Origin of the sequence: Parapedobacter luteus (assembly GCF_900168055.1) — a bacterium.
Taxonomy (GTDB): domain Bacteria; phylum Bacteroidota; class Bacteroidia; order Sphingobacteriales; family Sphingobacteriaceae; genus Parapedobacter; species Parapedobacter luteus.
Genome location: NZ_FUYS01000002.1, coordinates 223,986 through 237,063 on the forward strand (window position 1 = coordinate 223,986; position 13,078 = coordinate 237,063).

Sequence of the window (13,078 nt, forward strand, 5' to 3'; positions counted from 1 at the left end):
TTCCGATCATAAGAAAGCGCCCAAAATACCAAGTGATTTTGGACGCTGAATCATGAAAAAAGTAAATATCCGTGAGTGGTGGACGTTATTTGCCGAAGCCCCAATCGATACCCTTTAATACAGCAGGAACACCCTTTTCAATCCAAGGAGCTGCTGGCTTTCCTTTCAGGAAGTGGTCAAAAAACTCCAGTTGTCTTCGCTGAATATCTTTACGGTTTTGCCGCTGTACAAGGTTGTGCGCTTCGCCGTTGTAATTGAGCATCCAAACGGGTTTCTGTAAACGGCGTAATGCCGTAAACATTTCGATTCCTTGATACCAGGGCACTGCGCCGTCTTCATCATTACTCATGATGACCACAGGAGTCATGACATTGGGTAAATGAAATAAGGGAGAATTTTCGATATACAGTTGTGGGTTTTCCCATAATGTCGCACCGATGCGGCTTTGTGTGCGTTCATATTGAAACTGCCGGTTCATTCCGCTGTCCCAACGGATACCACCGTAGGCCGAAGTCATGTTGACAACCGGTGCGCCAGCCCAAGCCGCCGCATACATGTCGGTGCGTGTAATGAGATGGGCGACCTGGTACCCACCCCAACTTTGGCCTTGGACGGCCAGGTGTTCACCATCTACCCAAGGCTGGGCTTTTAAGGCCTCCATGCCCGAGTTTACATATTCTTCGGCAGATTGCCCCGGATAGCCAATTTCATACCGGATATCTGGAGCGAAGACGAGGTAGCCGTTGCTTACAAAGAAGCTAATATTGAGCCGTGAAGGTGTAGGGGATGGCGGAATATAGCTGTATAGCCCGTTTGACAACCGCTCATAGAAATACGCGATGACGGGATATTTTTTGCTGGGATCAAAATCTTCGGGCTTATAAAGAATGCCCTCTGCAGCATAACCTTTGGGAGTGGTCCATTTCACCAACTCAGCAGTCCCCCAGTTGTATTGTTGTTGCTGTGGATTGATGCTGCTGAGTTTTGTTTCCCTGATTAGATCGGTAGATGTATAGAGATCGGGCGGGGATACGTAATTTTCTTTTGTATAAACATATAAATCAGTATCTTCCGCGCTTTTTATTTGACCGTATCGGTATGGGCCGATGACAATGGCTTTGGGATCACGGTTATTGCGGCCATCGGTGGTATACCAGCCGTTTTCTTTGGTTACGTGGCTAAAAGCCGATAATATCCAAGGTTTCTTTACGTCGATGACAGCAGCGCCACCCCGTCTGAACATGCTTGGCCGCCCGTCTGTTAAGTCCTGATAACGGAAGGTGATCTGATTGCTCCTTCCTGCGCCGTTCGTGACTAACCGGCGTTTGGTGCCATCTGGGCGAAATGCCCAGATGTCGTATTTGTCATAAATAAAGACTTCCTTGTCGTCTTCATCCCACCCGGCTATTCCATATCCATTGGGCTCATCGGGTACGTCATTATCTTCATCTGCAAAACTAACAGGTACGTCCGTATTCAATTGCACCGTATGGCCGCGTTGGATGTCATGGCTGTACCAATTGCCATCAGTACGGTTAAACCATACCGCATAGGTGCCCTGAGGGGAAAGGCTGATGGAGCCCCTGACGTTTTCCGCTATTTTTTTTCGGCTTCCATCAACGGTGGAAACTGCGTAGATATCTTGGAATGATCCAGTTTGCCATTGCGTTTCAATGCGTCTGCCTACGTCTGTAGTTGCAAGTGCAAATTCATTATCAGCATCTTCCGTAAGCCTGGTGTCCGGCAGTTGTTCGTCTGCCAATGGGATGATCTTGCGCCCCTGTTTGGGATAGGTTACCGCCAGGTAACTCCGATTTTGTTCGCGGCGCAGGTTAGCCAGTTGCTGGGATTGCAAGTAGTCGTCTTTCCAATGCCAGATATCTACCTTGGCGTGTTCGAACTCAACCAACGTGGTATCCTTGACCGCAGGAATGGGAGCCACGCCAAAAAAGAGCTTCGCCCCATTTTTGCTGAACCGTACATTGCCTTCGCCACTGACACTCCAATGTTGCGGCATGCCGGCGGTTTGCCGATGCGCAATGATTACGGCCGTGTCCTGATCGGATGTGTAATAATATAAGTTGAACGTTTTTTGAAGCGATTTTTCCGGACTTTTATCGGCTACAAACGCCAATTGCGAGGCCGATTCATCGAAGGCTATATTTTTATACACACCCTTGCCACGGCTGATATGTCTGGATGTCTTGGTGGCCAAATCATAATAGTATAGTCCCGCATCAGTGCCAATGCTGTCCTTTTCGGCGGCAGTACGTACGTATACCAGTACGTGCCCGTCTTTACTGAAGTAATACGTTTCAACGCGTTCAATGGTTGTTTCTTCGCCGTCCGTGAGGTGCCGGATATGCAAAACGGACTGGGCCTTTTTGCGTTCGGGTTTGCCCGCTTTGCTGGTGTCTGCCGCCGTCGTATCCGGACGCACAGGGTTCTGCTCGCTGATATAGGCGATATAATTGCCTGATTCTTCAGGTGTCTTATATGATTTTACGGCTGGTATCTTGTATACGTCAGCTGTTCCCAATGCCATAATGGCCAGCGAATCCTTCGGCATCTCATCGGGCTTCTTCTTTTTTATTTTTGCTTCGCGGGTATCTTTGAAAAATGGCTTGATTTGAGCTATTAAGAACTTGCCATCGGGCGAGAAACTTGGGTTGGCTGCCCTGTGTATGCGGCCCAACGGCTGGTTTTGGGGCGTGGTAACAACCAGTTCCGCGTCGCCCTCCTGTGGACTGATGATATAATAAATGAATTGGCCATTTTTAGAAATCGCAGATGTACTGATACTTTGCCAGCCATCGTAAACGCTATGGTCAAGGGGCTTTTTTTGCGCTAGCGTTGTACCGGCGACAAAAAGTAGAAAAAAAAAGGTAGCAATCTTTTGCATGGTTAAGTGGGGTTGGGTATTCATGGTGCAATATTGGCACAAAAAGATGTTATTGTAAGGGGCTGTAATATCATTTTTACATAAAATCACTCGATGGGCTGACTGCCGTCATTTCTGTAGCGTAACAAGAACGTCAAAAATGCGTCAAACCAAAGGTTTTTAGTCCTGTTTTCGTTTTGGATTTCCTTTTATGGTGTTAAATCGTTTATTTTTACAGAGAACGATCAATAATTAGCGAGTACGTGACCATTATTTTAAGTATAAAAAACGTCGGAAAGACGTATCAGAGCGGCGGTAAATCGCTGACGGTTTTGCAACATATCAATTTCGAAGTAGAGGCGGGTTCAACGCTGTCCATTGTTGGCCCGTCAGGTAGTGGTAAAACCACTTTACTTGGGCTATGTGCAGGTTTAGACCGCGCGAGCACCGGAAGTATTGTATTGAACGGGATTCCCCTTGATGACCTCAATGAAGATGAACGTGCGAGGGTTCGCAATCAGCATGTCGGCTTCGTATTCCAGAATTTTCAACTGCTCCCGACGTTGACTGCGCTTGAAAATGTAATGGTTCCCCTCGAACTGCGTGGACAACGAAACAGCCGGACTACAGCGCTTGAGCTGTTGGATAGGGTAGGGTTGGCCAACAGGGGGCACCATTATCCATTGCAATTGTCGGGAGGCGAGCAACAGCGTATTTCTATCGCGCGGGCATTTTCGAACTCCCCTAAAATTCTTTTTGCTGATGAACCGACCGGTAATCTGGACGCCGATACAAGTGAGACAATTGAACATTTATTGTTTAACCTCAATAAAGAGATGGGAACGACCCTGATACTCGTTACCCATGATTTGGATCTGGCTTCCAGAACACGACGTGTCATCCGAATGAAAGGGGGCGCAGTGGTATCGGATACTGTTGTACAAGACAACGCGTTGTAAGCCATGCAGCCATTACAAAACAAGATTGCGATGGACTGGATTATCCGCATGGCGTGGCGTGACAGCCGTAGGAGCCGTTCGCGGTTGTTGCTCTTCATTTCATCCATCATTATTGGAATAGCTGCGCTTGTAGCCATATATTCGTTTGGCCATAACCTCCAACGTGATATCGACAATCAGGCCGCTACATTGGTAGGGGCGGACCTGGTATTGCACAGCAACCGCGAATTGACAGGGGAAGCACGGCAGCTTATTGATTCGATCCGTGGATTGAGTCAAGGTTTTTCAGAGGAACAAAGCTTTGCATCTATGGTGCTGTTTACAAGTAATGGCGGCACCCGATTGGTACAAGTACGGGCTTTGAGCGAAGGTTTCCCTTATTATGGGCAGTTGGAAACAATACCAGAAACTGCTGGAACCAGTTTCCGAAATTTTAGGCAGGCTTTGGTTGACAAGACATTGATGCTGCAATTCGATACTAAGGTGGGAGATTCGGTTAAAATAGGTGCGCTGACCTTCGAAATCGCGGGCCAGTTAGAACAGGCGCCTGGACAAAGCGGAATATCCGCGACGGTAGCCCCGGCCGTATTCATCCCATTGAAATATTTGCCGGCTACCGGACTTAACCAGAAAGGAAGTCGGATAAATTACGATTATTATTTCCATTTGAAAAATGGGATGGATGCTGATGCCATTGTGGCGAACCGCGATTCGCTTTTGGAAACGCATCGCATGGGATATGATACCATCGCGTCACGTAAAGAGGAGACGGGTCGCTCATTTTCGGACTTGAACAAATTTTTGTCTTTGGTCGGCTTCGTCGCACTTTTACTGGGATGCATTGGCGTTGCCGGCGCGATACACATTTACATCAAGGAAAAGTTAAATAGTATTGCGATATTACGTTGCCTTGGTGCGAGTGCGCGGCAAGCTTTCCTGATTTATCTTGTGCAGGTGCTTGGGGTGGGTATTATCGGTTCGCTGATAGGTGCGTTGCTGGGCACGCTCATTCAACAGCTCCTGCCCTCCATATTCAAGGATTTCGTGCCGGTGGATATTAGCAATGATGTTTCATGGGGGGCGATTGCACAGGGTGTTGGTCTGGGCGTGTGGATATCCGTGTTGTTTGCACTGTTGCCGCTGATAGGTATTCGCAACATCGCACCATTGAATACACTACGGCTATCGCTGGATGCACCCAGTCCGCTTAAGGACCGGTGGAGCTGGTTTGTCTACGGTCTAATCGCGTTGTTTATCGTTGTCTATGCTTACCTGCAGCTCGATGGGATGGCGCAGACTTTGCTATTCACCGGTGGTGTCGCCTTGGCTTTTACGATGTTGTATATGGTGGCCCGTTTGCTAATATGGCTGGTTAAACGGTTTTTTCCTGCGTCATGGGGATATTTATGGCGACAAGGGCTTTCTAATCTATTTCGGCCAAATAATCAAACCGCCATTCTCGTGGTGGCGATCGGGCTGGGTACTGCATTTATCGCAATGTTGATTTTGGTGCAGGGCATGCTCATTAGTCGTGTAGCGCTATCGGCAAGCGAAAATCAGCCAAACATGGTGCTGTTTGATATCCAGTCTTCGCAGAAGGCGGAGGTGGCACAATTGGTGAGCGCGCAGGGATTGCCGGTATTGGATGAAGTGCCCATCGTGACGGTTCAGCTGGAGGCAATCAACGGCATTACGGCCGACGATGCCCGCAAGGACAGCACCATTCAGGTGTCGCGTAGGGCCTTGGGGGGCGAACTTAGGGCAACCTACCGTGCAGTGTTGAGTGATTCGGAAAAAATCACAGCAGGCGAATGGGCGGGCACGGCCGCTCCGGGCGATACAGCCCGCGTATCGTTGGAGGAAGATTACGCCCGCCGTATCCGTGTGAATATCGGTGATAAACTGCTATTCAATGTGCAAGGCGTCCGTATACCAGCTATTGTTGGAAGTTTCCGGGAGGTCGACTGGAACCGCGTACAGACCAATTTCAGATTGATATTTCCGGTAGGTGTGATTGACAATGCTCCGCAATTTCATGTGCTCATGACTCGGGTGCCAAATGAAGTGGAATCGGCAAGGATGCAACAGGCGATGGTACGCCAATTTCCGAACGTTTCCATCATCGACCTGGGGCTGATTTTGTCGGTGTTGGACGAAATATTAGAAAAGATTGGCTTTGTTATCCGTTTCATGGGCGGATTCAGCATTCTTACCGGTTTTGTGGTACTGATTGCATCGGTGATGATAAGTAAATACCAACGGATTAAGGAAAGTGTGCTGCTGCGTACGATGGGCGCGTCCAAACGGCAAATACTGATCATCACTGGTCTTGAGTATTTCTTTTTGGGCATGATTGCGTCACTCACGGGTGTATTCCTTGCCTTGGGAGCGAGTTGGGCGCTTGCCGTTTTCAGTTTTGAAGTGCCATTTGCGCCCGACATCATTACGATATTGCTGCTCATGCTTACTGTTACCGTCCTTACGGTGTTCGTCGGTCTGGTCAATAGCAGAGCCATTACCTTACGTCCGCCATTGGAGATCCTGCGAAAGGAGGTGTAAGTAGCTTACAAAAATGGCGGTTTACCGTTCCAGCAGTCTTCCTACCGGGTACCGAAGGTGGGTTTTCTCGTAATATGGCGATCGCTTATAAATCCATTCCAATTGCGCCCGGCCATCGTTGCGCAATTGTTCGTCTGCAGCTTTTGCGGCATTAAACTGACGCCTCAGTTCGGCATCTTCATTTAACATCCGGAAGGCTTCATCTTCGAAGATATACGCCGAAAAATGTTCTTTTTGACTAAGAATACTGTCGAAGAAGTTCCAATTGAAGTAAGAATCTGTCGCCTGTGGCTCCAGTGCTTCGATGATATACCGGTTGCCTGGTTGGTCTGTAATGACGAGGTAATCGCCCTGGTAACACGGGATGAGCTGGTTATCCGTGCGCAGTTTGACATTGCTATGGGGATAATGTCCTTCATAGGGGGTACGGGCCGTTTGGTAATCTTCAATGTAATAAAGTTGAAGCATAAGTGAGGTGTCTTTCTCCAATCGGTTTACCTGTATGCCATTCAATGTCAGGAGGTCCGCCACATCCTGCCATCCTTGCGGGATGACGTATGCATATGGCTTTTCCACTGTTATCCCCGGCTTATAGCGGTTATAGTAGGGGATTTCTTTTGTAAATGGCTTCTTGCGGTCGTAGTATTGGCGCGGAAAGCCGCTTACATCGCTTGGCTTTTCATTGGATTCGTATCCATTAAACAGGATGTGCTCGTATTGCGCGGTGTCGAGCTCCCAGGTAAGTACGAATTGTTGTTGGGTCTTGGACTGTTCACGGGCCCGCTTTCGCTGGGCATGGATTTCAGTAGCCCGTTCATCAGCTAAGGTAATAAAATGATTCAATAGCGTGTAGGTAGACCATACGCGTTGGGCATAAGGTTTCCACATATGAGTCTCAGGCATGTAGCCGAATGTATGGTGTAGGGCAGCATATCCCGTAGAGTAGCGTGGGCTTTCAAAGAACGATACCAATCCCGATTCGGGTGTTCGCCCACGAAAGTTGACGTAAGGAACCATGCCGAAGTTGCTTATTTCCATACGTTTATATAATTCGGCCGTGAACGCCGACGCCGTATGTTGTATTGCGGGATGCAGTTTATCAACCTGTGTGTCGATGAGTGTCATGACGTATTGATAGTCAGCGCCGTTGCTTGTGTGCGTGTCCATGAAGACATCCGGTTGCCACACGTGGAAGATTTCCTGAAAGGAACGAGCGTTGCGCGAATCGGTCTTTAGGAAATCTCGATTGAGGTCATAATTACGAGCGTTGCCACGGAAGCCATAAGATTCCGGCCCATTTTGGTTGGCGCGTGATGTACCGCGGTTGAGCATTCCGGCAATATTATAAACCGGAATGATGCACAATACCGCATTGGCGGGAAGACTATTTTGTGCCAGCAAGTCCCTGGCCAGCATCATTGAGGCGTCGATTCCCTCCGGTTCGCCCGGATGGATGCCGTTGTTGATGAGGATAATGGTTTTGTCTTGTTGATGAAGTTTTTGGGGGTCGAATTGTTCGTCTTTGGAGATAACAAATAAATGCAGTGGCTTACCTGAATCCGTTAGGCCGCAGGTAAGCAGCGTGCAAGTCTGGTATTTTGTGTCAAGAGATTGATAGAAGGCTATCACTTCGTTATAAGTGGCCGTCGTGTTGCTGTCGCGTTCGAAGGCTGTCTGTTGGGCCACAACACATGGTCCGAAGCCGATTAATGCAATAAAAAGAAACCGTTTCATGGTGTGTATGCTCTTTCACAGCAAAAATATCAATTCTACCTACAAGAGGGATGATGCAACGGAATAGATACAAAAATAGACGAACTTGAGTTCGGTTATTGCATGGCCAGGATAAAATTCAAAATTGCTACGCCGATGGTATCTACGGATTCTGCGGTATTGGAAAGTACAACTATCGCTATTCTTTTGTCGGGGGTAAATGCCATGTAGCTATTACTACCGGACGTGCCGCCGTTGTGCCAATAGACAAGCTCGTCGCCGATGAGGTTCATATGCCATGCAAGACCGATGTCGGTATCCGGAGGGTTGAAGTACGTAAACTGCCGAGTGCGTGCCAAGGCATGTTCCAGATCACTTTCGGGTAGCTTAAAGTGAGCTTTGGCGTAATTGAGCAAATCTGCCGTGGTGGACTTCAGTGAACCATGAGCCGTAAAGGCATCGAACGTCCATAATGGTGTTTCTTCGCCCTTTTGGTTGTATACCTTTGCCACATATTGGCTTTCCGGGTTAGGGTGTTCAGTGGTGTTTTTCAGTCCCAATGGTTGGCAAATAATCGCTTGTACCATCTCATCGTATGGCTTCCCATAGCTCGTTGCAAGTATGTCGCCTAATAAGCCAAAGCCCAAGTTGCTGTACAGATAGACAGAGTCAGGAGGCGTATCCGCTTGATAAGACTTTAAATAAGCATACAGATGTTCCTTGGAATAGCCGCGATACGGATCCAACGGATGTGCAGCCGCAGTAGCGTTGATATTGCTGGGCAGGCGTGGCAGGCCAGAGGTATGATTAGCTAATTGTTTGAGTGTAATCCGTTGAAGATCAGGGTTTGATGCTACGGAGTCTGGCAAGTATTTGGTAATGGTATCATCGATGCTCAGCTGCTGCGTTTGATCCAGGTAAGCGAGCAATGTAGCTGTAAATGTTTTGGTTATTGAGCCAATTTCAAAGAGGGTGTTTTCATCCGGAAGTTGTTTGTTGCCTTTTTCCGTTTCGCCATAGTAGAAGCTGCTGGTCTTGCCGGCGTTGAAGATACCGATGGCGAGCGCATGGGTATGGCCTTTGCGGCTATAACTTAAGGCAACAGAATCTACATATCGGTCAAATTTTGCGGCCACGGCATTGCTGGGGGAGGCAGGTTCGGGTTTTTCTGCCACCGGATCACCGGCATAGGGTTGGAAAAGCAATGTTTCAATCCGGTGAAGGCTATCAAGTCCCAAAACAACTTGTAAGGGGGTACTGAGGAAATTCAGTTTATAGACGCCTACGCCTTTTTCATAGCTTTTTAATTCGGCTGATTGAATCTGTCCAAGGCTATAGAGCTGTTGGGTCATCACCGTTTGGAAGGCTTGCAGCGAGAATGATTGCTTAAATTTTGGACCGGCCAGCGCGTAGATAGAATCGGTTTCCTGTAGGTTGAAGTGATATTCTATTTTATTGAAAACAGCCTGGTTGATGCGTTGGGCGTCTTCGTCTTGGGCAATGGCTGAAAATACGGATAATAGTAATGTGAATAAGGCGCAGACTATGCTATTCATGGTTCCAAACATTCAGCAAAATTACGTGAAACCAAACTACATTCCTAATAATTGTTTTAGGCGTGCATAACCGGCTTTACTCACACTGACGTTTTTTCCGTTAGTGAGTATGGCGATATGGCCGTCCTTTTCATGGGGCTCTAAGCGGATGATATGGTCTATTTTGACAATGAAAGAACGGTGGACGCGGACGAACTGAAGTGGATCCAATTGCGCTTCGAACGCAGCCATTGTTTTATTCTTCAAGAATGTACCATCATCCGTATGTATCCTTACGTAGTCATCATCCGCCTCTAAGTATAACACGCTGGTTACCGGGACAATTTTGATTTTAGCACCCGTCTTTATAACTAGTCGTTCTAATTTTCCGGGCGTATGTGCTGCGTTATCCAATAATTTCCGCGTATTTTCCTTTCCGGTCTCCATTTGCCTCGTATCAAGGAATTTAGCCATGGCCTGATCAAACCTTGCCTTGGTGATGGGCTTTAAAAGATAGTCCACGGCATGTTGTTCAAAAGCCCGGATTGCATATTCGTCAAAAGCCGTTGTAAAGATAACAGCGGGCGGTTTGTCGATGATTTCAAGCATTTCGAACCCATTGATTTTAGGCATCTGAATATCCAGAAAAACAATGTCGGGCTGGTGCTGCATAATCGCCTTGGCCCCTTCAAATCCATCATTACATTCTGCCACAATGTCCACTTGAGAGTAGCCTTCGAGGTACTCCGCCACCATACTTCGAGCCAAAGGTTCATCGTCTACCAATACCGCCTTAATCATAGCTGAGGAATCTTGATTATGCTGGTAAAGATATGTGTTGTCGCTTTAGTTTCCAACAAATCTGTACGGCCAAATAGCAAATATAGGCGGCGTTGCACTCCCCGGAGGCCAAAGCCTGTTCCCCTTTTGATTTTGTTGCTTTGGCTATCATATGGATTTTCGATCTGAATTTCCAGTAAGTGGTCGCTGCATGTGCAGGCGATACTGATCGTTACCTTATCCGTCGTGTCATACAACCCGTATTTAATAGCGTTTTCCACGAGTGGTTGCATGATCATGGCAGGCAAGGTCATGTTCAGGCACTCTTCGTCGTAATCGACCTGTGTCTCCAACCGGTGGCCGAAGCGTACTTTCTCGATTTCCAGATAGAGCTGCAGGTGTTCAAGTTCGTCTTTTAAAGCGATAAGTTGCTGGTCATCCTTTCGTAGTGTGCCCCGGAGGAAATCTGACAATTGAAAAGTCATATTCCGGGCTTCGTCCGGTTTGCGGCCGATAAGCGCAATGATGGAATTCAGGCTGTTAAATAAAAAATGAGGCTGAAGCTGTTGGCGAAGATTGTATAGTTCGGCCTCGCGCGCGAGCCGTTCGGCATCGGCTTTACGTTGTTCATTTTCTTTATATTCCTGTTGAATATTCCACAGAATGTTGATGACGGCTATCCACGCAATGAGCAACGCATTGATGAAAAAACGCAGTGGGAGAGATACATCAAGGCGATCCAGGTATGTTTTGTCGTTCAGGACATATTGTAAGATCCATCGGTCTGCGGATATGCTAATGCCTGCTAACACCAAACCCCACACAACAATATAAAAATATCCTTTCCTTCTGGGGGAATAATGATTCAACGCACTCGCAATGGCATAGCAGCATAACGTAAGGACGGTCGCGCTTATGAGGCTGTCATTCAATGCCAGATTGAAATCGACCTCAAACCACCATAGCAATGCGGTTTGTATAAGTGCATAAGCTACCCAGATAATAAAACAACTGATATTGATTAGTCGTTGTTTGGAGGCAGTATATGGTGTGGCACTCACTACGTTCGTATTTGTTGGCATGCGTTATTGTGGTCCTGCGCTTTGGTTAGATGTTTTTAATAGTAATTCCTCCAAATATCGAGGTACCTCTAATATAAACAACCTTTTGATCATCGGGAGGGATGCCCTGTGTAAACCGCCTGTCATCCACTTCACCGAAAACCGATACCACTTCGGACTGTATTTTCCAATGGGCAGGTACAATGATTTTGGTACCCGCAAATATCTGGAAAACATCGATGGCAATGGGATGCTGTATGTCCGCTTGAATCAGATTAAGATCTGTTCCACCGAAGATATTGACCATCTCGCCACCCTGGAAGCGCTTGGAGATCACGATCTTTTTGACTTCGCTGAAAATCGTTGTCGACTTGAGGTAGTCTTCACTGGACAATGGACCTTGGTCGATGCCCGATGTCTCGGTTTCGCTAAACGCAGTAGGCCCGTCTGATGCAGGGCTGTCGGTCTCGTCTACCACTCGTTTATTCCAATCGTAAGGCTCTTCATGGCGTTGCGGGTTCCTGCTATAACATTTATGGCCTCCGCTAGGTCCGCGTGTGGGGGTGCCAGACCTGCCCCTTCCAGCCAACAGCCATAAACCGATGCCAATGATGATCATAGGCCAAATAAACGGGCCAATATTAAAATCAAATGCCCGTTTCAGGATAAAAAAGACGCCGAAGCAAATGAAGAACAGCGACGCTGGATTTCTGAAATTCGAGTTGCCTCCGATGATCAGGCCCACGGCAATGAACATGACGGGCCACAGGTTGTGCCAATTAAATAGCCACGGCGGAAAGATCCAGTCGAGCCCCAATTTTCCGGCAAGTAACGCCGCACCGATGCCCAAGATTATAATCCCCGCCCACATTCTTCCAGAATTGGCATTGTTACGTGTCGGATACTGCTGCTTATTCATGATATGTTATTAAAATCTTAATTTATTGTTCTGTACGCTGCTGTATATGATATTCCAAAGGTATATTGAATAAACGCCTTATGCAATAGCGATTAGGCGGTAGCAGGCTTTTTTTCGGTGAACGGCCGTTTTATTTCGGTTAACGCTGCCATCTTTTGCCGCGAAGTGTGTTTAATAAGAGACAATGAAAAATATTTTTTACAAAATCCGGCAAACATTTGTTTTAATCGACTAAATTCTTTTATATTTATCCCGATTCTGAGAATAAAAATTAAAAGCTTAACAATGGGAGATTTTGACAACAAAGAGCGTGAAGAGGTTTTTTCAAAAAAGGTAAGGGCTGGTAAGCGGACTTATTTTTTCGACGTAAAGGCGACCCGTTCAAATGATTACTACATCACCGTCACAGAAAGCAAGAAGCGGTTTGAGGACGGCGTGTTTATCAAACATAAGATTTTCTTATATAAAGAGGACTTTGAGAAATTTGCTGAAGGTTTGAATGAAGTGGTTGATTACATCAAAGCCCATCAGGAAGTAGTGGAAAAACGTTATGAGCCTGGGTTTGAAAATAATGGGGTAGGGGTAGCTGAAGATGCGGAATCTAAAGATGATTATTCGTTTTAATTGGAATAGCCAAGAAGATAGTAATCTAATATAAGTGGCCTTGCATC

At 47.0% G+C, this 13,078-nt stretch carries 9 protein-coding genes; 3 read left to right on the forward strand and 6 right to left on the reverse strand.

Translation table 11 applies throughout. The features are described 5' to 3' along the window. Window positions 1–85: 85 nt before the first annotated feature. Window positions 86–2,902 (reverse strand): alpha/beta hydrolase family protein, encoded by a 2,817-nt coding sequence (locus B5X72_RS04095; protein ID WP_079715998.1) that lies wholly within the window; start codon window positions 2,900–2,902, stop codon window positions 86–88. Between the two features lie 242 nt (window positions 2,903–3,144). Between B5X72_RS04095 and B5X72_RS04100 the strand changes: the two genes are divergently transcribed. Together B5X72_RS04100 and B5X72_RS04105 are read left to right on the forward strand one after the other, a co-directional pair. Further along, a complete protein-coding gene (locus B5X72_RS04100) occupies window positions 3,145–3,840 on the forward strand; it encodes an ABC transporter ATP-binding protein (protein WP_139378530.1) in 696 nt (231 codons plus the stop codon). A 30-nt stretch (window positions 3,841–3,870) separates the two neighbouring features. Further along, window positions 3,871–6,399, forward strand: a complete 2,529-nt coding sequence (locus B5X72_RS04105; protein ID WP_245826816.1) for an ABC transporter permease — start codon at window positions 3,871–3,873, stop codon at window positions 6,397–6,399. Window positions 6,400–6,420: 21 nt separating this feature from the next. On the opposite strand, the gene B5X72_RS04110 is transcribed toward B5X72_RS04105, so the two are convergent. The 5 genes from B5X72_RS04110 to B5X72_RS04130 all read right to left on the reverse strand — a co-directional run bounded on the left by B5X72_RS04110 (window position 6,421) and on the right by B5X72_RS04130 (window position 12,407). Beyond that, entirely contained in the window at window positions 6,421–8,133 is a 1,713-nt protein-coding gene (locus B5X72_RS04110; protein ID WP_079715574.1) for a M14 family zinc carboxypeptidase, read from the reverse strand. Window positions 8,134–8,228: 95 nt separating this feature from the next. Then, window positions 8,229–9,668 carry a serine hydrolase domain-containing protein gene (locus B5X72_RS04115; protein WP_176146094.1) on the reverse strand — a complete coding sequence of 480 codons (1,440 nt, stop codon included), beginning with the start codon at window positions 9,666–9,668 and terminating at the stop codon, window positions 8,229–8,231. A 36-nt stretch (window positions 9,669–9,704) separates the two neighbouring features. Further along, entirely contained in the window at window positions 9,705–10,448 is a 744-nt protein-coding gene (locus B5X72_RS04120) for a LytR/AlgR family response regulator transcription factor (protein ID WP_079715576.1), read from the reverse strand. Then, window positions 10,445–11,509 carry a sensor histidine kinase gene (locus tag B5X72_RS04125; RefSeq protein ID WP_079715577.1) on the reverse strand — a complete coding sequence of 355 codons (1,065 nt, stop codon included), beginning with the start codon at window positions 11,507–11,509 and terminating at the stop codon, window positions 10,445–10,447. The genes B5X72_RS04120 and B5X72_RS04125 overlap by 4 nt, the downstream gene beginning before the upstream one ends. 25 nt (window positions 11,510–11,534) lie before the next feature. After that, window positions 11,535–12,407 carry a LiaF transmembrane domain-containing protein gene (locus tag B5X72_RS04130; RefSeq protein ID WP_079715578.1) on the reverse strand — a complete coding sequence of 291 codons (873 nt, stop codon included), beginning with the start codon at window positions 12,405–12,407 and terminating at the stop codon, window positions 11,535–11,537. A gap of 285 nt (window positions 12,408–12,692) precedes the next feature. On the opposite strand from B5X72_RS04130, the gene B5X72_RS04135 reads away from it, so the two are divergent. Next, the gene (locus tag B5X72_RS04135) at window positions 12,693–13,031 is read left to right on the forward strand and encodes a DUF3276 family protein (RefSeq protein ID WP_079715579.1); all 339 of its coding nucleotides are present in this window, start codon (window positions 12,693–12,695) and stop codon (window positions 13,029–13,031) included. Window positions 13,032–13,078: the final 47 nt, after the last annotated feature.